The organism is Pantoea sp. Ft-CA_14 (assembly GCF_024520875.1).
In the GTDB taxonomy this organism is placed as follows: domain Bacteria; phylum Pseudomonadota; class Gammaproteobacteria; order Enterobacterales; family Enterobacteriaceae; genus Pantoea; species Pantoea agglomerans.
In genome coordinates this window covers 1-20752 of sequence record NZ_JALNPM010000020.1, presented here as the reverse complement: position 1 = coordinate 20752, position 20752 = coordinate 1, and the positions used below count along the sequence as shown (strand labels likewise).

The 20752-nt window shown below is 55.6% G+C and carries 19 protein-coding genes and 1 other annotated feature; of the genes, 14 read left to right on the top strand and 5 right to left on the bottom strand.

Features of this window, described 5'->3' with window-relative positions:
- Window positions 1–15 precede the first annotated feature (15 nt).
- Together sltY and trpR are read left to right on the top strand one after the other, a co-directional pair.
- Complete coding sequence (gene sltY, locus NR195_RS21930; protein ID WP_033756501.1) at window positions 16–1935, top strand: murein transglycosylase; 1920 nt, start codon at window positions 16–18, stop codon at window positions 1933–1935.
- Window positions 1936–1980: 45 nt separating this feature from the next.
- Window positions 1981–2298, top strand: a complete 318-nt coding sequence (gene trpR / locus NR195_RS21925; protein WP_010671698.1) for a trp operon repressor — start codon at window positions 1981–1983, stop codon at window positions 2296–2298.
- Here the strand turns inward: trpR and yjjX are convergent, their stop codons facing one another.
- Entirely contained in the window at window positions 2299–2817 is a 519-nt protein-coding gene (gene yjjX / locus NR195_RS21920) for an inosine/xanthosine triphosphatase (protein WP_010671697.1), read from the bottom strand.
- A 206-nt stretch (window positions 2818–3023) separates the two neighbouring features.
- On the opposite strand from yjjX, the gene gpmB reads away from it, so the two are divergent.
- Window positions 3024–3671 carry a 2,3-diphosphoglycerate-dependent phosphoglycerate mutase GpmB gene (gene gpmB / locus NR195_RS21915; protein WP_010253664.1) on the top strand — a complete coding sequence of 216 codons (648 nt, stop codon included), beginning with the start codon at window positions 3024–3026 and terminating at the stop codon, window positions 3669–3671.
- A 40-nt stretch (window positions 3672–3711) separates the two neighbouring features.
- Here gpmB and robA read toward each other — a convergent pair whose 3' ends face one another.
- Window positions 3712–4593, bottom strand: coding sequence for an MDR efflux pump AcrAB transcriptional activator RobA (robA, locus tag NR195_RS21910; protein WP_033756504.1), 882 nt, complete (start codon window positions 4591–4593; stop codon window positions 3712–3714).
- Window positions 4594–4787: 194 nt separating this feature from the next.
- Between robA and creA the strand changes: the two genes are divergently transcribed.
- Window positions 4788–5261 (top strand): protein CreA, encoded by a 474-nt coding sequence (creA, locus tag NR195_RS21905; protein WP_010253671.1) that lies wholly within the window; start codon window positions 4788–4790, stop codon window positions 5259–5261.
- Between the two features lie 71 nt (window positions 5262–5332).
- Here the strand turns inward: creA and arcA are convergent, their stop codons facing one another.
- Window positions 5333–6049: a two-component system response regulator ArcA gene (gene arcA, locus NR195_RS21900; protein ID WP_010253677.1), complete on the bottom strand. Its 717-nt coding sequence runs from the start codon at window positions 6047–6049 to the stop codon at window positions 5333–5335.
- Between the two features lie 610 nt (window positions 6050–6659).
- On the opposite strand from arcA, the gene NR195_RS21895 reads away from it, so the two are divergent.
- From NR195_RS21895 to thrC, 5 genes are all read left to right on the top strand, one after another.
- On the top strand, window positions 6660–7364 hold the full coding sequence (locus NR195_RS21895; RefSeq protein WP_010253680.1) for a tRNA/rRNA methyltransferase: 705 nt from the start codon (window positions 6660–6662) through the stop codon (window positions 7362–7364).
- 188 nt (window positions 7365–7552) lie between these two features.
- Window positions 7553–7621 (top strand): thr operon leader peptide, encoded by a 69-nt coding sequence (gene thrL, locus NR195_RS21890; protein ID WP_071591720.1) that lies wholly within the window; start codon window positions 7553–7555, stop codon window positions 7619–7621.
- Window positions 7560–7678 (top strand) — a sequence feature (Thr leader region). (Overlaps the previous gene by 62 nt.)
- Window positions 7679–7704: 26 nt before the next feature.
- On the top strand, window positions 7705–10167 hold the full coding sequence (thrA, locus tag NR195_RS21885; RefSeq protein ID WP_033770943.1) for a bifunctional aspartate kinase/homoserine dehydrogenase I: 2463 nt from the start codon (window positions 7705–7707) through the stop codon (window positions 10165–10167).
- A 2-nt stretch (window positions 10168–10169) separates the two neighbouring features.
- Complete coding sequence (gene thrB, locus NR195_RS21880) at window positions 10170–11099, top strand: homoserine kinase (RefSeq protein ID WP_010671694.1); 930 nt, start codon at window positions 10170–10172, stop codon at window positions 11097–11099.
- Between the two features lie 3 nt (window positions 11100–11102).
- The gene (thrC, locus tag NR195_RS21875; protein ID WP_033756508.1) at window positions 11103–12386 is read left to right on the top strand and encodes a threonine synthase; all 1284 of its coding nucleotides are present in this window, start codon (window positions 11103–11105) and stop codon (window positions 12384–12386) included.
- Window positions 12387–12447: 61 nt separating this feature from the next.
- Here thrC and yaaA read toward each other — a convergent pair whose 3' ends face one another.
- Window positions 12448–13221, bottom strand: coding sequence for a peroxide stress protein YaaA (yaaA, locus tag NR195_RS21870; protein WP_256844911.1), 774 nt, complete (start codon window positions 13219–13221; stop codon window positions 12448–12450).
- 209 nt (window positions 13222–13430) lie between these two features.
- On the opposite strand from yaaA, the gene tal reads away from it, so the two are divergent.
- The 3 genes from tal (at window position 13431) to NR195_RS21855 (ending at window position 16512) form a co-directional block, all read left to right on the top strand.
- Window positions 13431–14384 (top strand): transaldolase, encoded by a 954-nt coding sequence (tal, locus tag NR195_RS21865; protein WP_013356716.1) that lies wholly within the window; start codon window positions 13431–13433, stop codon window positions 14382–14384.
- Between the two features lie 126 nt (window positions 14385–14510).
- Complete coding sequence (gene mog, locus NR195_RS21860; protein ID WP_010253692.1) at window positions 14511–15098, top strand: molybdopterin adenylyltransferase; 588 nt, start codon at window positions 14511–14513, stop codon at window positions 15096–15098.
- 106 nt (window positions 15099–15204) lie between these two features.
- Window positions 15205–16512: an MFS transporter gene (locus NR195_RS21855; protein ID WP_045140784.1), complete on the top strand. Its 1308-nt coding sequence runs from the start codon at window positions 15205–15207 to the stop codon at window positions 16510–16512.
- A 52-nt stretch (window positions 16513–16564) separates the two neighbouring features.
- Here the strand turns inward: NR195_RS21855 and satP are convergent, their stop codons facing one another.
- The gene (satP, locus tag NR195_RS21850; protein ID WP_256844910.1) at window positions 16565–17134 is read right to left on the bottom strand and encodes an acetate uptake transporter; all 570 of its coding nucleotides are present in this window, start codon (window positions 17132–17134) and stop codon (window positions 16565–16567) included.
- Between the two features lie 302 nt (window positions 17135–17436).
- Between satP and dnaK the strand changes: the two genes are divergently transcribed.
- Complete coding sequence (gene dnaK, locus NR195_RS21845; RefSeq protein ID WP_010253698.1) at window positions 17437–19347, top strand: molecular chaperone DnaK; 1911 nt, start codon at window positions 17437–17439, stop codon at window positions 19345–19347.
- Between the two features lie 104 nt (window positions 19348–19451).
- The gene (dnaJ, locus tag NR195_RS21840) at window positions 19452–20597 is read left to right on the top strand and encodes a molecular chaperone DnaJ (RefSeq protein WP_256844909.1); all 1146 of its coding nucleotides are present in this window, start codon (window positions 19452–19454) and stop codon (window positions 20595–20597) included.
- Window positions 20598–20752 lie beyond the last annotated feature (155 nt).

Below are 20752 nucleotides of genomic sequence, written 5' to 3'. Positions count from 1 at the left end.
ACAGAGGAGATTTACGTGGTGAAGTGGCGTAACTGGATAATAGGGATCTGCATGGCCGGCACGGCCAGCAGCGCATGGGCCGATTCGCTTGATCAACAACGGCAACGTTATCAACAAATTAAACAGGCCTGGGACAGCAATCAGATGGCCACCGTGGATCAGCTGTTGCCCACGCTACAGGATTATCCGCTCTATCCTTATCTGCAATATCGCCTGCTGGCACAGGATCTCGATCAGGAGACCACCCTGGCGGTACAGAACTTTATTCGCCAGTATCCTACGTTGCCACCCGCGCGTTCGCTCAGCACCCGCTTTATTAATGTGCTGGCTTACCGACAGGACTGGCAGGGTGTGCTGAACTTCAGTCCGACTGAACCTAAGCCGGTGCAGGCACGCTGTAACTGGTATTACGCCAAATGGGCCACCGGTCAGCAGCAGGCCGCGTTTGACGGCGCGAAGCAGATCTGGCTGCGCGGCACGGCGCTGCCCGCGGACTGCGATAAGCTCTTTTCGGTCTGGCAGGCGTCCGGTCAGATTTCGCCAATTACGATCCTGGAGCGTATCCGGCTGGCGATGAAAGCAGGCAACGACAGCCTGGTGAGCTATCTGGCGAAAACGTTGCCAACTGACTATCAGACCATGTCTGACGCGATACAGGCCCTGCAGCAGGACCCGTTAACGGTCAGCACCTTCGCCAGCGCCGTCGGGCCAACCGACTTTACCCGCCAGGCGACGATTTACGCCTTTACGCGTGTGGCGCGGCAGGACATGGAAAATGCCCGCAGCCTGATTCCGATCCTGGTCCGGGCGCAGAAGATGGGGCCGGAGGATGAGCAGGCGCTGAAGGAGATTGTGGTCTGGCGCATGATGGGCAGCGATCTCACCTCTGAGCAGGCACGCTGGCGCGATGCGGTGGTGATGAACAGCGAGTCTACCGCGCTGGTAGAACGCCGGGTACGACTGGCACTCTCTCAGCATGACCGACGCGGCCTCAACACCTGGATCGCCCGTCTGCCGCTGGAAGCCAAAGAGAAAGATGAGTGGCAGTACTGGCAGGCCGATCTGCTGTTTGAGAAAGATCGTAAAGAGGAAGCGGAAGAGATCCTGCGCAAACTGATGCAGGCGCGTGGCTTCTATCCAATGGTGGCCGCGCAGCGGCTGGGCGTTGACTACCCGTTGCAGGTGGATGAAGCGCCGAAGCCTGACAGTGCCACGGTGCAGGGACCGGAGCTGGCCCGCGTTCGCGAGCTGATGTACTGGGGTCTGGATAACCTGGCGCGCAGCGAGTGGAGCAATCTCATCGGCAGCCGCACGCACACGCAGCAGCAGATGCTGGCGCGCTACGCCAATGAGCAGGACTGGTGGGATCTCAGCGTGCAGGCGACCATCACTGCCAAAATGTGGGACAGCCTGAAAGAGCGTTTCCCGCTGGCGTGGCAGAGCGTCTATGAGCGCAACACCGCGGTGAAGCAGATCCCACCGAGCTATGCGATGGCGATTTCGCGTCAGGAGAGCGCCTGGAATCCGAAAGCGCGTTCACCGGTTGGTGCCAGCGGTCTGATGCAGATTATGCCTGCCACGGCGGCGCATACTGTGAAGATGTACAACATCCCTGGCTACAGCAACACCAGCCAGCTGCTCGATCCGGAAACCAATATTCAGATCGGCACCCAGTATCTGGAATATGTCTATCAGCAGTTCAATCAGAACCGGATTTTCGCCTCGGCGGCCTACAATGCGGGGCCGGGCCGGGTGCGAAGCTGGCAGAAAACCAGTGCGGGCAATCTTGATGCCGTCGCGTTTATCGAGACCATCCCGTTCTCTGAAACGCGTGGCTATGTGAAGAATGTGCTGGCGTACGACGCCTACTATCGTCACTTCATGGGCAAGCCTGACAAGATCCTGTCAGATGCTGAGTGGAATCGCCGTTACTAGCTGTGCTAAGCTTCCGTACTCTTTAGCGAGTACGGAAGCCTCTTCATGACCCATTCTGATTCCCCCACCGATGCGCATCCGGCACAAGATAGCTGGCAACGCTTTGTCGTGCTGATGCAGCAGGCCTTTGCTGATGGTCATGCGCTGCCACTGATGCAACTGATGATGACGCCCGACGAGCGGGAAGCGTTCGGCACCCGTCTGCGGATTATCGAAGAGTTAATGAACGGCGAGATGAGCCAGCGCGAACTGAAAAATGAGCTCGGCGTTGGCATTGCGACCATTACACGAGGCTCGAACAGCCTGAAAGAGGCGCCGCCGGAGCTGAAACGCTGGCTGGAGGCGCGTCTGGGACGCGCCTGATCACTGCTGGTAAAGCGGATGGATGAACGGGCAGAGCGCCAGAATCAGTGCCTGATGATAGACACTGGAGCGGCTGAGCAGACCGTTTGTGAACGCCCCGATAGCGCCACCCTGGTGTTTAATATTTTCGATGCCGGTTAACCGCGCCATCTCGTCGCCCAGCTCCCGCCCTTCACGCAGACCCGCCAGCACCACCGGCGGCAGGGTGAAACTGGCCGAGCGCGATTCGCCGCGCTGCTTCTGATTTTCTACCACCATCCAGGCAAACGCGCTGTCATCTTCGATGCCCGCCTCAATCGCTACCCAGAACGCCGCTTCTGGCCGGACCTGCCGGGCATTCATCACGCGCTGACGTGCGCCAGTTCGCGTTTCGAGATGGGTTAACGGTTGTGCTGCTACGCCGCTATCGACCTCGACCCCTTCAATATGGCAGGATCCCTCGCCGAAAACGTCGTTGAATGCCTGAGCAATCGCATGAATTTTCGCTGGATTGGTGGTGGCTGCGACAACATGGTACATAATTGGTTGAACCCTCAGGTGATTAAGCGCCTGGTCCATCGGGCTGTTTGATTTGTCATTCTGAACCCGGGCAGTGCTCACAATCCTCACGTACTTTCTGTACGCGCCGGTTGTTTCGCGCTCTCCGTGTGCAGACTGACTGCAACAATGACGCCTGATGGGGTAAGCTCTAAAGCGATTTTTGTCGCAGTATAACGGAAACTAACATGCTACAGGTCTATCTTGTTCGTCACGGTGAAACGGTATGGAATGCGGAGCGTCGCATTCAGGGTCAGTCCGACAGTCCGCTGACGGAAAAAGGTGAGCAGCAAGCCTGGCAGGTGGGTGAGCGCGTGAAACATCTGGGCATTACGCACATTATTGCCAGCGATCTGGGGCGTACGCGCCGCACCGCGGAGATTATTGCGGATGCCTGCGGTTGCTCAGTCACGCTTGATCCGCGGTTGCGTGAGCTGAATATGGGGGTGCTGGAGAAGCGTCCGCTGGATGGCTTAACCGCGGAAGAAGAGCAGTGGCGCGCCACGCTGGTCAACGGTACCGAAGGGGGCCGTATTCCTGAAGGGGAGTCGATGACTGAGATGGCGACGCGCATGCACGCCGCGCTGAATGCCTGTCTTGATCTTCCTGCCGGAAGCCGTCCACTGCTCGTCAGTCACGGTATGGCGCTGGGGGCGCTGGTTAGCACGATCCTCGGTCTGCCCGCCTATGCGGAACGTCGTCTGCGTCTGCGTAACTGCTCACTCTCACGTGTTGATTATCAGCAGAGCGCCTGGCTGGCAGAAGGCTGGATTGTCGAGACGGCGGGGGATATTTCCCATCTGGATGCGCCTGCACTCGACGAGCTTCAACGCTGATTTACCTGAGGCTGCCGTCGCGATGACGGCAGCCTTAACGTCAGCTGGCTACGGTCTGGCGGCGAATGGGAATCAGATATTCGCAACGGATCTCGGTCGGTGGCTCAGCGCGTTTTTTACCGCCATCGGTGTAAAAGCGTTCGATGTCCTGTCCCTGACGGCGGGTCAGCCCCAGCGTCGGCATGCAGGTACCATAGAGCAGCAGGATAAACTCCTGCAGATTGACGCGCGGGCCGGTATAGGTGAACTGCACGTAGTCGCCCGCTTCCAGAATCACGTTCTGCCCGGAGTGCAGGTTAACCGCGCTGTCAGCAGGCACCGCCGTGGTGTAGAGAATCTCCTGCTCATCATCTTTGTCCTGGCTGGCGCGCACCTGATGCAGGCCATACAGTACCGGCGGCACCGTGTCGGTTTCCAGCAGGAACTGCTTCCAGAAATGAATACGCATTTCGTCGCGGTAGCTGGAAATCTGCTCCAGAATACAGGTGTAGTTCTGGGTTTGTCCTACCAGCACCGTCTCCGGTAAGGTGACGAAAGCCGGTTCCGGCTGCGTCTCATCATCCAGCCGAATAGGGGGACGAATACCGAATGAGTTCCAGTCGGAAGAGCGGCGATACCACGCCGGTGTCTGAGCAAACTGCTTCTTGAATGCGCGAGTAAAAGTCTGTTGTGAATCAAAACGATACTGCAGTGCGATGTCCAGAATCGGGCGGCTGGTCAGGCGCAGCGCCACGGCGGCTTTAGACAGACGACGCGCACGAATATAGGCACCTATTGCGTGTCCGGTTACGTCTTTAAACATCCTCTGTAAATGCCATTTAGAGTAACCGGCTTTCTGGGCAACATTGTCCAGTGAAAGGGGTTGATCCAGATGGCTCTCCAGCCAGACAAGCAAATCGCGAATGATACCGGCTTGGTCCATAAAACATCCTCATACTCTGGTGGTGCAGCTAAACGCATTCGAAGAATATTAGCACTCATTGCTCAAAAGACGTGGGCCGTTTTCCGGGGAAGGTTGTGCTAAATCAGTACGGGCTTCAACCCGTTTTGGTTTGGTCATTAACTCGATTAACAGTACATTACATTCTCATCTATTCCATTTGCAATGGTAACTCCATGACAATATTCCGACTTATGATCGCTGCGCTGACCACGCTGACCTTTTCCAGCCCGCTGTTTGCCGAACAGATTGGCTCTGTTGATACGGTATTCAAGATATTCGGGCCTGACCACAAGATTGTCGTTGAGGCTTTCGATGATCCGGACGTTAAAAATGTAACCTGTTATATCAGCCGGGCGAAAACCGGGGGTATTAAAGGCGGACTGGGTCTGGCAGAAGATACCTCTGATGCCGCGATTTCCTGTCAGCAGGTGGGTCCGGTCGAACTGAGTGATAAAATCGCGCAGGGTAAAGCAGAAGGTGAAGTGGTATTCCGCCAGCGCACCTCATTGATCTTCAAGAAGCTGCAGGTTGTACGCTTCTTCGACAAAAAGCGCAACGCCCTGGTCTATCTGACCTATTCCGATAAAGTGGTTGATGGCTCACCGAAAAATGCGATCAGCGCTGTGCCAATTATGCCGTGGCACTGATCATGCCGTCACACTAAGGACAAAAAAAACGCCCGCAGGGGCGTTTTTTATTTGCCGCGTCTGACAGGGGTTTAATCCTGCAGGTCACCGCAGAAGCGATAACCTTCACCATGAATGGTGGCGATGATCTCTGGCGTGTCCGGCGTTGATTCGAAATGCTTACGAATACGACGGATGGTGACATCGACAGTGCGATCGTGTGGCTTGAGGTCGCGGCCGGTCATTTTTTTCAGCAGATCGGCACGGGTCTGAATTTTACCCGGGTTTTCGCAGAAGTGCAGCATGGCGCGGAACTCACTGCGTGGCAGTTTGTAGTGCTCGCCGTTCGGGTTGATCAGTGAGCGGCTGTTGATATCCAGCTCCCAACCGTTGAACTTGTAGCTCTCTACCTGACGACGCTCTTCGCCTGGCATGGCCAGATTCATGGTGCGCGACAGCAGGTTGCGGGCACGAATAGTCAGCTCACGCGGATTAAACGGTTTGGTGATGTAGTCGTCAGCGCCAATTTCCAGACCAAGAATTTTATCGACTTCGTTGTCACGGCCAGTCAGAAACATCAGGGCGACATTGGCCTGCTCACGCAGTTCACGGGCCAGCAACAGGCCGTTTTTACCGGGCAGGTTGATGTCCATGATGACCAGGTTAACGTCATTGTCGGTCAGCACCTGATGCATTTCAGCACCATCAGTCGCCTCATACACCACATAACCTTCCGCCTCAAAAATACTCTTGAGGGTATTACGCGTGACCAGTTCGTCTTCAACGATAAGAATGTGCGGGGTCTGCATGTTTAGCTACCTAAAATTTGCCAACAAATTGAAAACAGGGCGTACAGCGGTATGGCGTTCTCCATCATCGAGAGCGGCGGGCCGCGCTGAACCGTTGTACGAAATCACATTTTTGATAAGCCATCTATCAACGTCAACAACAGTATTAGCTCAGCCAGTCAGGATGAAAATTGCATGCCCCGGGCGTTAATGATAATGGCGCATATCCTAACTGTATTAACAGCAACCTAACAGCACCAACTACAACCGATAAGCATAAAAACAACGCTTCGTTGACTTATATCAAATGCAATTGTAGCACGTTAACACTTTTGTGAAAAACTTCTCGCAGATTGCCTGTTTAGCTCACAAAAAGCATCATTTTCGTTACATTTTTTATGCAGTCGGGCCAAAATAAAACCCGCCGGAAATCACATTCTATCTCGTTGAAGTTAAATGGTTTAATAATGATTTCTTTAATAAAGCTCGTTTCAGGGATAAAAAGATTCAGGCCATCACTTTTAACCAGTTTTAACATGGTTAACACACGATTTTCTTATTACTTTCTGGCGACTGAATCATTAACAGCCATGTTAATATGGCGTTATGTTAATGGACCAATGGAATAAATATGCTTTTTCCCCTGATTCTCGTCTCGCCCGCGCGGCCAGAAAATATCGGCGCTGCGGCGCGTGCCATGAAAACCATGGGATTCAGTCAGCTGCGCATCGTTGCCAGTGACGCCTGGCAGGATCCCGCCGCACGCCGGGTGGCACATGGTGCCGGCGAAATTCTCGACAACGTTCAGACTTTTGCAACCCTGGCCGACGCGTTAGCGGACATCGATTTTTCGGTCGCGACCACCGCGCGCAGCCGGGCAAAGTTTCGTTATTACGCCACACCGGAGCAGGTTGAAACGCAACTGCTGGAGAAACGCCAGTGGGTAAACAGTATGGCGCTGGTGTTTGGCCGCGAAGATAGCGGGCTGACCAACGAGGAGCTGGAGCTTGTAGACCTGCTGACCGGCATCCCGATGGCGAATGACTATCCTTCACTCAATCTCGGACAGGCGGTGATGGTCTACTGCTATCAGCTGTCGAAGCTGAATCAGGTTGAGGCATCAAAAGCCTCTGCGGCGGATGGGCAGCAGTTGCAGGCGCTGCGTCAGCGTTTCCATCAGCTGCTGGCGCAACTGGAGGTCAGTGATGATGAGAAGCTATCAGACTGGATTGATCAGCGGGTGGGGCTGCTGGAACAGCGCGACAGTGCGATGCTGCATCGTCTGCTGCACGATATTGAAAAAAAACTCACAGATAAATCCTCGGCAAAAAGCTGATTTTACAGCAACAGATCGCAGGGAATTTCTGCATCGCAACCGATCGAACAGCGTTTTACGCTTTCACCGGTGGCTGTGCGCAGTGGTGGAAATCTGTCCGCCGGACAAATCGGGTTGACTTAATGTGCGCTTTGCTTTACTTCTGGAAGCAAGACGGACAGACAAAAACAGACAGAAAATAAATCTAAATGCGTAAAATCAGCCTGAACACCACAATTATTACCACCACCATTACCACAGGTAACGGTGCGGGCTGACGCATACAGGAAAAACAGAAAATAAGCCCGCACCTAAACAGTGCGGGCTTTTTTTTCGGCTTAAATTCAGGAGAGTTTATATTATGCGAGTGCTGAAATTCGGCGGGACCTCGGTAGCGAATGCGGAGCGGTTTCTTCGCGTCGCTGACATTCTGGAAAGTAATGCGCAACAAGGACAGGTTGCAACCGTGCTCTCTGCGCCAGCAAAGATCACTAACCATCTGGTGGCGATGATTGAAAAAACCATCAGTGGTCAGGATGCTTTGCCGAATATCAGCGACGCCGAACGCATCTTCAGCGAGCTGTTGCAGGGACTGGCTGACGCGCAGCCGGGCTTTGAGTACGATCGACTGAAAACCCGCGTTGACCTGGAGTTTGCGCAGCTGAAGCAGGTTCTGCACGGTATCAGCCTGCTGGGACAGTGCCCGGACAGCGTCAACGCGGCGATTATCTGCCGCGGTGAAAAACTCTCGATTGCGATCATGGAAGCGCTGCTGCAGGCGCGTGGCCATGAGGTCAGCGTGGTCGATCCGGTGGAGAAATTGCTGGCGGTCGGCCACTACCTTGAATCCACTGTTGATATCGCCGAATCAACCCGTCGCATTGAAGCGAGTCAGATTCCGCCGCAGAACATGATCCTGATGGCAGGCTTCACGGCTGGTAACGAGCGAGGCGAGCTGGTCGTACTGGGCCGTAACGGTTCAGACTATTCAGCCGCTGTGCTGGCCGCCTGTCTGCGCGCCGACTGCTGTGAAATCTGGACTGATGTGGATGGCGTCTATACCTGCGATCCGCGTCAGGTGCCGGATGCGCGCCTGCTGAAGTCGATGTCCTATCAGGAGGCGATGGAGCTCTCCTATTTCGGCGCCAAAGTGCTGCATCCTCGCACCATCGCGCCCATTGCTCAGTTCCAGATCCCCTGCCTGATCAAAAACACGGCCAATCCGCAGGCACCCGGCACCCTGATTGGAGCAGAAGGCGAACAGGATGAGAACCCGGTAAAAGGCATCACCAACCTGAATAATATGGCGATGGTCAACGTCTCCGGTCCTGGCATGAAAGGGATGGTCGGGATGGCGGCCAGAGTCTTTGCGGCGATGTCGCGCACCGGCATCTCTGTAGTGCTGATCACCCAATCCTCTTCCGAATACAGCATCAGTTTCTGCGTGCCGCAGAGCGAGCTGGCGCGGGCGCGTCAGGTGCTGGAGGAGGAGTTCTACCTGGAGCTGAAAGATGGCCTGCTGGATCCGCTGGATATCATTGAAAACCTGGCGGTGATTTCGGTGGTGGGCGATGGCATGCGCACGCTGCGCGGCATTTCAGCCAAATTCTTCTCGGCGCTGGCGCGCGCCAATATCAATATCGTGGCGATTGCTCAGGGCTCCTCCGAGCGTTCAATCTCGGTGGTGGTGAACAATGATGAAGTGATCACCGGGGTTCGCGTGGTGCATCAGATGCTGTTCGCCACCGATCAGGTAATCGAAGTGTTTGTGGTCGGCGTCGGCGGCGTCGGCGGCGCGCTGCTGGATCAGTTACATCGCCAGCAGGCGTGGCTGAAGAAAAAGCATATCGACCTGCGCGTCTGCGGCATCGCTAACTCCCGTGCGCTGTTAACCCACGTCCACGGCATTGATTTAAGCAACTGGCAGGCGGCATTAGGCGAAGCGAAAGAGCCGTTCAATCTCGGTCGTCTTACCCGTCTGGTTAAAGAGTATCACCTGCTCAATCCGGTGATTGTGGATTGTACTTCCAGCCAGGCGGTCGCCGATCAGTATGCTGACTTTCTCAGCGAAGGTTTCCATGTGGTGACGCCAAACAAAAAGGCCAACACCTCCTCCTGGAATTACTATCAGCAGATGCGCGCCGCCGCTGCCAAATCGCGGCGTAAATTCCTCTATGATACCAACGTCGGCGCCGGACTGCCGGTGATCGAAAACCTGCAGAACCTGATGAACGCCGGTGATGAGCTGCTGCGCTTCTCCGGTATCCTCTCTGGCTCGCTGTCCTATATCTTCGGCCAGCTGGATGACGGAATGTCACTGTCGCAGGCGACAACGATGGCGCGTGAGATGGGCTTTACCGAGCCCGATCCGCGTGACGACCTCTCCGGCACCGATGTGGCGCGTAAGCTGCTGATCCTGGCCCGTGAAGCGGGTCATCAGCTGGAGCTGAGCGACATTGAGATTGAGCCGCTGCTGCCCGCCAGCCTGACCGAAATCCAGGACATTGAGCAGTTTATGCAGCGTCTGCCTGAGCTGGATAACGCCTTTGCCGCCCGGGTTGCGCAGGCGCAGGATGAGGGCAAAGTATTGCGCTATGTTGGCGTGATTGAAGAGGGCGGCATCTGCAAAGTGAAGATCGACGCCGTTGACGGCAACGATCCACTCTATAAGGTGAAAAACGGCGAGAATGCGCTGGCGTTTTACAGCCGCTACTATCAACCGATTCCGCTGGTGCTGCGCGGATACGGTGCAGGAAATGATGTCACAGCGGCCGGTGTCTTTGCCGACCTGCTGCGGACACTGTCATGGAAGTTGGGAGTTTAATCATGGTAAAAATTTACGCACCGGCCTCGATTGGTAACGTCAGCGTCGGCTTCGATGTGCTGGGCGCGGCGGTTTCGCCGGTAGATGGCTCCCTGCTGGGTGACTGCGTCTCCGTAGAAGCGGCAGAGCAGTTTTCACTGACCAACGCCGGACGTTTTGTCAGTAAGCTGCCCGCCGATCCGAAAGAGAATATTGTTTACCAGTGCTGGCAGCGTTTCTGCCAGGAAATCGGCAAAGCGATCCCGGTGGCGATGACGCTGGAGAAGAACATGCCCATCGGCTCCGGGCTGGGTTCCAGCGCCTGCTCGGTGGTGGCCGGTTTAATGGCGATGAACGAGTTTTGCGGCAAGCCTCTCAGCGACAGCACGTTACTGACCCTGATGGGCGAGCTGGAAGGGCGAATCTCCGGCAGCGTGCACTATGATAATGTCGCCCCTTGCTTCCTCGGCGGCATTCAGCTGATGCTGCAGGAAAATGACATTATCAGCCAGGCGGTGCCGGGCTTTGATGACTGGCTGTGGGTGATGGCCTATCCGGGCATTAAAGTCTCAACCGCAGAAGCGCGCGCCATTTTACCGGCGCAGTACCGCAAAGAGGACTGCATCAGGCATGGCCGCTTGCTGGCTGGCTTCATTCACGCCTGCCATACGCGTCAGCCGCAGCTGGCAGCTAAACTTATGCAGGATGTGATTGCCGAACCTTACCGGACCCGGCTGCTGCCAGGCTTCACCGAGGCGCGGCAGGCCGCGAAAGATATTGGCGCACTGGCGTGCGGTATCTCAGGCTCTGGTCCGACACTTTTCGCCGTTTGCAATCAGATGGAAACGGCACAGCGGATGGCTGACTGGCTGAGCCAGCACTATCTGCAGAATGATGAAGGCTTCGTCCATATCTGCCGTCTCGACACGGCTGGCGCACGACAATTGGGATAACGCATGAAACTCTACAATCTTAAGGATCACAACGAGCAGGTCAGCTTCGCCCAGGCGGTGAAACAGGGTCTGGGTTCGCAGCAGGGTCTGTTCTTTCCGCTGGAACTGCCGGAGTTTGAACTGACCGACATCGACGCGATGCTGGAGATGGATTTTGTCAGCCGCAGCAGCAAAATTCTCTCGGCTTTCATTGGTGACGAGATTCCGGCCCAGCAGCTGCATGAGCGTGTTAAAGCCGCTTTTGCTTTTCCGGCCCCGGTGAAAGCCGTCAGCGAAGATATCGCCTGTCTGGAGCTGTTCCACGGCCCGACGCTGGCGTTTAAAGATTTCGGCGGCCGTTTTATGGCGCAGATGCTGTCGTATTTTTCAGGCTCAGATGAGCAGATCACCATTCTCACCGCCACCTCCGGTGATACCGGCGCGGCCGTGGCGCACGCCTTTTACGGCATGAAGAACGTGCGCGTGGTGATCCTCTATCCGCAGGGCAAAATCAGTCCGCTGCAGGAGAAACTCTTCTGTACCCTGGGCGGCAACATCGAAACCATCTCTATCGACGGCGATTTTGATGCCTGCCAGTCGCTGGTGAAACAGGCGTTTGATGATGAAGAGCTGAAGCGCGCGATTGGCCTGAACTCGGCTAACTCCATCAACATCAGCCGCCTGCTGGCGCAGATCTGCTACTACTTTGAAGCGGTCGCGCAGCTGCCACAGGAAAAACGTAATCAGCTGGTGGTGTCAGTGCCGAGCGGCAACTTTGGTGATTTGACCGCCGGTCTGCTGGCGAAATCGCTGGGCCTGCCGATCAAACGCTTTATCGCCGCCACCAACGCCAACGACACGGTGCCGCGCTTCCTGGGCAACGGCGAGTGGCAGCCAAACCAGACGGTCTCTACGCTGTCGAATGCCATGGATGTCAGCCAGCCTAATAACTGGCCGCGTGTGGAAGAGCTGTTCCGCCGTAAAACCTGGCGCTTAACCGATCTGGCCTGTGGTGCGGTCTCGGATGAGACCACGCGCGCCGCCATGCGTGAACTGGCTGAGATGGGCTACATTTCCGAGCCGCATGCCGCCATCGCCTGGCGTCTGCTGCGCGATCAGCTGCAGGAAGGGGAGTATGGTGTGTTCCTGGGAACCGCGCATCCGGCGAAATTCCGCGAAAGTGTGGAAGCGATCCTTGAACAGACCCTGACGCTGCCGCCGGAGTTAGCGGAGCGCGCCGACCTGCCGCTGCTGTCGCATCAGATGAAGGGTGATTTCGCCTCGCTGCGGGCGTTTCTGCTGAAGTAAACCTGTGAAAGGCTTCCCGGTTGCGGGAAGCCTGTTTGTGGAAAGCAGAGGGCGCGGGGTGTTACTGCTCTGCGCGCTTAAAGACCAGCTCGCTCTCGCTGCTGCTGGCTGCATCAAAACGATAGCCATCCAGATCAAACGCCTTAAGCTGTTCCGGCTTCGTCAGGCGCTGCTGAATCACATAGCGACTCATTAATCCACGCGCCTTTTTGGCATAGAAGCTAATCACTTTGTAACTGCCATTCTTTTCGTCGAGGAACACCGGCTTAATCATCTGTGCCCGCAGCGTCTTCGGCTTAACCGCCCGGAAATATTCGTCCGAGGCGAGGTTGATCAGCACCTCATCACCCTGTTCCGCCAGCGCAGCATTCAGCGTTTCAGTGATGAGATCGCCCCAGAAGGTGTAGAGATCTTTGCCCGCCGGATTCGCCAGGCGAATGCCCATCTCCAGACGGTAAGGCTGCATTAAATCGAGTGGACGCAGCACGCCATACAGGCCTGACAACATACGCAGGTGCTGCTGAGCAAAATCGAAATCCTGATCGCTGAAGGTCTTTGCCTGTAAACCGGTGTAGACATCACCTTTGAATGCCAGGATCGCCTGACGGGCATTCTTAGGGGAAAAATCGGGCTGCCAGCTGTTGAAGCGCTCGGCATTGAGGTGCGCCAGTTTATCGCTGATGCCCATTAACGAGGCGATGCTGGCGGGTGACAGCTCGCGCGCAATTTCAATCAGCTGTTGTGACTTTTCTAACAGCGCAGGCTGGGTGAAACGCGTTGTCGCCAGCGGGCTTTCATAATCCAGCGTCTTGGCGGGAGAGATCACCATCAACATAGTTGCTTCCTCGGTTAATGCCTGGTTTAACAGGGCATTGGCTGCTTATCAGGCTTCGCAGTGTACCAAAAAAGCCGCAAAGAATGACGAATCACACCTATTTGTTCGCGCTATCGTAAACGGCATTCCCTGACCTTGCGCCACCGTTGCCGCGTGATATTATCGCAACAGCCTTTTTTCACACTGACAGTTAACTAAGAGAAAAGAACATGACGGACAAACTTACCTCCCTGCGTCAGCTCACCACCGTCGTCGCCGACACCGGTGATATTGCAGCCATGAAGCTGTATCAGCCACAAGACGCCACCACCAACCCTTCTCTGATTCTCAACGCCGCGCAAATTCCTGAATACCGTAAACTGATCGATGAAGCGATCGGCTGGGCGCGTGAGCAGAGCAGCAACAAAGAAGAGCAGCTGCAGCTGGTTTCTGACAAGCTGGCCGTGAACATTGGTCTGGAAATTCTCAAACTGATCCCAGGCCGCATCTCGACGGAAGTGGATGCGCGTCTCTCTTACGACACTGAAGGCAGCATCGCCAAAGCCCGCAGCCTGATCAAACTCTACAATGATGCCGGTATCAGCAACGACCGCATCCTGATCAAACTGGCCTCTACCTGGCAGGGCATCCGTGCTGCAGAGCAGCTGGAAAAAGAGGGTATCAACTGTAACCTGACGCTGCTGTTCTCCTTTGCTCAGGCGCGTGCCTGTGCTGAAGCGGGCGTGTTCCTGATCTCTCCGTTTGTTGGCCGTATCCTCGACTGGTACAAAGCCAACACCGACAAGAAAGAGTATGCCGCGCACGAAGATCCAGGCGTGGTTTCAGTTTCTGAAATCTACAACTACTACAAGCAGCACGGCTATGAAACCGTGGTGATGGGCGCCAGCTTCCGTAACGTCGGCGAAATCATCGAGCTGGCTGGCTGTGACCGTCTGACCATTTCTCCTGCCCTGCTGAAAGAGCTGGCGGAGAGCGAAGGCACCCTGGAGCGTAAACTGAGCTACAGCGGCGAAGTGAAAGCGCGTCCGGCGCGCATGACCGAGTCTGAGTTCCTGTGGCAGCACAACCAGGATCCGATGGCGGTTGCGAAGCTGGCAGAAGGTATCCGCAATTTTGCCGTTGATCAGGGCAAACTTGAGAAGATGCTGGCAGAACTGCTGTAATCTGTTGACCGTGGCGGCGCAGGCTGCCACGGTTTTCCCTTTTCCGACCCTTTCACTTTATATTATCCTCTCGGCTATTCCCCTTTTACTCCAACCGCACCGCGGTAAATCACAGCGAAGCTAATCATGAATACATTACGCATTGGCCTGATCTCGGTCTCCGATCGCGCCGCGAACGGCATTTATCAGGATCAGGGTATTCCCGCGCTGGAGAGCTGGCTCGGCAGCGCAATCAGCAGCCCGTTTGAGATTGAGTCCCGACTGGTGCCCGACGAGCAGCCGATGATTGAGCAGGCGATTTGCGAACTGGTCGATGAACGTTTTTGCCATCTGGTGTTAACCACCGGCGGCACCGGTCCGGCCCGACGCGATGTCACGCCCGATGCCACCTTAGCCGTTGCCGATCGTGAAATGCCTGGTTTTGGTGAGCAGATGCGCCAGATCAGCCTGCAGTTCGTACCGACCGCGATTCTGTCGCGTCAGGTCGGGGTGATCCGCAAGCAGTCGCTGATCCTCAATCTGCCTGGTCAGCCGAAGTCGATCAAAGAGACGCTGGAAGGGCTGAAGGATGAGCAGGGCAACGTAAAAGTTCACGGCATCTTTGCATCTGTACCTTATTGTTTACAGTTGCTGGAAGGGCCTTACGTCGAAACGCATTCCAGCGTAGTAGCAGCATTTCGGCCTAAAAGCGCTATACGTGAGATAAATAACTAAATATTCCCCATTTCAGGCATAAGCTATATCCTTGCTGGTGTGGCAAAAGATTGACGGTATAGTAATAAGATCTTTACAACTTTATCTCTTTTGCCTCTGGAATATTATGAATCCGACTCACACTCAGCGTCTGACCGGTAAGGATTACAAGACCCTGGCGCTGGCCGCGCTGGGCGGCGCGCTGGAATTCTACGACTTCATTATCTTCGTCTTCTTCGCCACCGTGATTGGCGAACTCTTTTTCCCCTCGGATATCCCAGAATGGCTGCGTCAGCTGCAGACGTTTGCCATTTTTGCCGCAGGCTATCTGGCTCGTCCGCTGGGCGGCATCGTGATGGCGCATTTTGGCGATAAGCTCGGGCGCAAAAAGATGTTCAGCCTGAGCATTCTGCTGATGGCGCTGCCGACCCTGATGATGGGCGCTTTACCCACCTGGCAGACGATTGGCATTGCTGCGCCACTGCTGATGCTGCTGATGCGGATGTTACAGGGCGCGGCGATTGGCGGTGAAGTGCCGGGCGCCTGGGTATTTGTCGCGGAACACGTGCCCTATAAACGTATCGGCATCGCCTGCGGCACGCTGACGGCCGGGCTGACTATCGGCATTTTACTGGGTTCGCTGGTGGCCACGCTGATCAATACCTCAATGTCGCAGCAGGCGATCCATGATGGCGGCTGGCGCATCCCGTTCTTCCTCGGCGGCGTGTTCGGGCTGGTCGCGATGTACCTGCGTCGCTGGCTGCATGAGACGCCGGTGTTTATCGAGATGCAGCAGCGTAAAGCGCTGGCTGAAACCCTGCCGCTGAAGACCGTGCTGGCAGAGCATAAAAAGTCGATTGTCATCTCTATGCTGCTGACCTGGCTGCTCTCCGCCTGCATCGTGGTGGTGATCCTGATGTCGCCGGTCTGGCTGCAAAAACAGCAGGGCATCGCTCCCGCGCTGACCCTGCAGGCCAACAGCATCGCCACCGTGATGCTCTGCATTGGCTGCATTATTGCCGGACTCGCGGCCGATCGCTTTGGTGCCAGTCGTACGCTGTGTGTCGGCAGCCTGCTGCTGGCGATCTGTAGCTGGCAGTTTTATCACCTGACCGCCCTCTATCCACAGCAGCTCTTCCTGCTTTATGGCGTGGCGGGTCTCAGCGTCGGTATCGTCGGCGTGGTGCCCTTTGTGATGGTGCGCGCCTTTCCGGCAGAAGTGCGTTTTACCGGACTCTCATTTTCCTACAATCTCTCCTATGCGATCTTCGGCGGGCTGACACCGATCTTTGTGTCGCTGCTGATGAACGTCTCAGTGATGGCACCCTGCTGGTATGTGATGGCGCTGGCGCTGGTAGGATTGCTGACGGGGATCTGGCTGCGGCGTGATGTCAGCCACGAGCCTGGCCTGCAGCAGGGGATTAACTCTTTGTAATGCGGGGACGCGGAGCCAGGCTCCGCGTCTTTTTTTATGCGTAAAGGCAGGCTTAGAGTGATTTCGCGCCAATCGGCAGAATGGGGCGGCCAAAGGTTTCGTTCAGCACTTCACCCATCGCCAGATAGCAGGCGCTGGCTCCACAGAGTATCCCGACCCAGCCCGCGGAGACCACCAGCGCCGGCAGGTGCATAAGATGGGCCACGGCCAGCAGCAGAAACAGCAGCGAGAGCGAGCCGAAAACAAACTGCAGCATCCGCGCACCTCTCAGCGTACCGACGAACATAAACAGCGTGAAAATGCCCCACAGTGCCAGCCAGGCTCCCAGGAAACGTTCGTCTGGCGCTTTTGCCAGACCCATTTCAGGTAACAGCAGAATCGCCACAAAGCTTAACCAGAACATGCCGTAAGAGGTAAAGGCGGTCAGCCCGAAAGTGTTGTTCTTTTTAAACTCCAGCAGACCGGCCAGCACCTGTGCAATCCCGCCATAAAAAATGCCCATGGCTAAAATCGCCACGTCCATGGCAAACAGGCCCGTGTTGTGCAGGTTCAGCAAAATGGTCGTCATGCCAAATCCCATTAATCCCAGCGGGGCAGGGTTAGCCAGCGTTGAATTTGCCATAGTTCCTCGGCAGTAAAATGATCGTTGATGTAATAAACGGATTCCGTCCTGCTCCCTGAGGGGAACAAGGCGACGCATCATATTCAGCGTTGTGGCAGCGTTCTTTGATCCCGACAGGGCCAAAGGTAAAAATTTTTTTTTGGTTTAGCCCTTGATGCGCATCGAAGCGGCCCCATTTACTTGTCATCGAGCGTTGTGAACGTTGGAAAAAAAGCATGTGCTGGCAGTTGAATGCAAACAACCCGCCCACATAAAAGGTTCACAACCCAAATTGGCAACGAATTTAAGTGGGAGATGTTTAGATGGGTAAGATTATTGGTATTGACCTGGGTACAACCAACTCTTGTGTTGCGATCATGGATGGCACTAAAGCACGCGTGCTGGAAAATGCCGAGGGCGATCGCACCACGCCTTCAATTATTGCGTATACACAGGATGGCGAAATTCTGGTCGGTCAACCGGCTAAACGTCAGGCAGTGACCAACCCGCAGAATACCCTGTTCGCAATTAAGCGTCTGATCGGTCGTCGCTTCCAGGACGAAGAAGTACAGCGTGATATTAAAATCATGCCGTACAAAATCACTGGCGCTGACAACGGCGACGCATGGCTGGAAGTGAAAGGTCAGAGAATGGCACCGCCGCAGATCTCTGCTGAAGTGCTGAAGAAAATGAAAAAGACCGCCGAAGATTACCTCGGTGAGCCAGTGACTGAAGCCGTGATCACCGTACCGGCTTACTTCAACGATGCGCAGCGTCAGGCGACCAAAGACGCCGGCCGTATCGCGGGTCTGGAAGTCAAACGTATCATTAACGAACCGACTGCTGCTGCACTGGCATACGGTCTGGATAAAGGCCAGGGTAACCGCACCATCGCGGTTTATGACCTGGGTGGCGGTACCTTCGATATCTCAATCATTGAGATTGACGAAGTTGACGGCGAAAAAACCTTTGAAGTTCTGGCGACCAACGGTGATACCCACCTGGGTGGTGAAGACTTCGATAGCCGCCTGATTAACTATCTGGTTGCTGAATTCAAGAAAGACCAGGGCATCGATCTGCACAACGATCCACTGGCGATGCAGCGTCTGAAAGAAGCGGCAGAGAAAGCGAAAATCGAACTTTCTTCTGCACAGCAGACCGACGTTAACCTGCCATACATCACGGCAGATGCGACCGGTCCTAAACACCTGAACATCAAAGTGACCCGCTCTAAACTGGAGTCACTGGTTGAAGATCTGGTTGCTCGCTCAATCGCGCCACTGAAAGTTGCGCTGCAGGATGCGGGTCTGTCTGTTTCAGACATCAACGACGTTATCCTGGTGGGTGGTCAGACTCGTATGCCACTGGTTCAGGCCAAAGTGACTGAGTTCTTCGGTAAAGAGCCACGTAAAGACGTGAACCCGGACGAAGCGGTCGCGGTCGGTGCTGCGGTTCAGGGTGGTGTACTGGGTGGCGACGTGAAAGACGTGCTGCTGCTGGACGTTACCCCGCTGTCACTGGGTATCGAAACCATGGGTGGCGTGATGACTTCGCTGATCAGCAAAAACACCACCATCCCAACCAAGCACAGCCAGGTCTTCTCGACTGCTGAAGATAACCAGTCAGCCGTGACCATTCACGTGCTGCAGGGTGAGCGTAAGCGCGCCAATGACAACAAGTCACTGGGCCAGTTCAACCTCGACGGTATCCAGAACGCGCCACGCGGTCTGCCGCAGATCGAAGTGACCTTCGACATCGATGCGGATGGTATCCTGCACGTGTCGGCGAAAGATAAGAACAGCGGTAAAGAGCAGAAAATCACCATCAAAGCCTCTTCAGGTCTGAGCGATGAAGAGATCCAGAAAATGGTGCGTGATGCGGAAGCGAACGCTGAATCTGACCGCAAGTTCGAAGAGCTGGTACAGACGCGTAACCAGGGCGATCAGATTGCCCACAGCACGCGTAAGCAGCTGGAAGAAGCCGGCGACAAACTGTCAGCTGATGACAAAGCGCCAATCGAAGCCGCTCTGGCCGCGCTGGAAACTGCGCTGAGAGGCGAAGACAAAGCGGAAATCGACGCCAAAATGCAGGCGCTGATGGAAGTGTCCGGCAAACTGATGGAAGCAGCACAGCAGTCTCAGGCGGGTGCAGCGGATGCCGGTGACGCGTCAGCGAAGAAAGATGACGACGTTGTCGATGCTGAATTCGAAGAAGTGAAAGACAACAAGAAATAATTGCCCCTGACCGGGCGCGACGGTTGGCCTGACAGCCGTTGAAACCAGCACGGGCGTAGGAGATCTCTCCACGCCCGTGCGATCATGTTAAGGGCTAAATAAACATGGCGAAGAGTGATTACTACGAGATTTTAGGCGTCGCCAAATCCGCGGACGAGCGTGAAATCAAAAAGGCTTACAAACGCCTGGCAATGAAATTTCACCCGGACCGTAATCCCGGTGACAAAGAAGCCGAAGCCAAATTCAAAGAGGTCAAGGAAGCGTACGAAATCCTGACCGATGCGCAGAAGCGTGCGGCCTACGATCAATATGGTCATGCAGCCTTTGAACAGGGCGGTATGGGTGGCGGTGGATACGGCGGCAGCGGCTTTGGTGGCGGCGGCGCAGACTTCAGCGATATCTTTGGCGACGTGTTCGGTGACATCTTTGGTGGTGGACGCCGTCAGCGCGCATCCCGTGGCGCCGATTTACGCTACAACATGGAGCTGTCGCTGGAAGAAGCGGTACGCGGCGTGACCAAAGAGATCCGCATTCCAACGCTGGAAGAGTGTGACGTCTGCCACGGCAGCGGCGCGAAAGCGGGAACGCAGCCACAAACCTGTTCAACCTGTCACGGTGCAGGCCAGGTGCAGATGCGTCAGGGCTTCTTCACCGTTCAGCAGGCCTGTCCGACCTGTCATGGTCGCGGCTCGGTGATTAAAGATCCGTGCAACGCCTGTCATGGTCATGGCCGCGTTGAGAAGTCGAAAACGCTGTCAGTGAAAATCCCGGCAGGGGTCGACACCGGCGATCGCATTCGTCTGAGCGGCGAAGGCGAAGCGGGCGAGCAGGGCGCACCTGCAGGCGATCTCTACGTTCAGGTCTCGGTGAAGAAACACCCGATCTTCGAGCGTGAAGAGAACAATCTTTACTGTGAAGTGCCGATCAACTTTGCGATGGCAGCGCTGGGCGGTGAGATTGAAGTACCGACCCTGGATGGTCGCGTGAAGCTGAAAGTGCCGTCAGAAACTCAGACCGGCAAGCTGTTCCGCATGCGCGGACGTGGCGTGAAATCTGTGCGTGGCGGCGCGGTCGGCGATCTGCTGTGTCGTGTCGTGGTGGAAACACCGGTCAGCCTGAATGAGAAACAGAAAGCGCTGTTGCGTGAACTGGAAGAGAGTTTTGGCGGCCCGAGCGGTGAGCATAACAGCCCACGCTCCAAGAGTTTTTTCGACGGCGTGAAAAAATTCTTTGATGATCTGACTCGTTAAGTCTGCCTGATAAAAAGCGGAGCCCCGGCTCTGATGCCAGTCAGTTAAGCGACAGGTGATAACGCAGTCTGGTGCCGCGCAGGGGCTGGCGGTCCTCGCGCCGCTGCGCGGTTCCTTCACTTCATTCGCCTGCCTGACGGACCGCCGGGGATGGC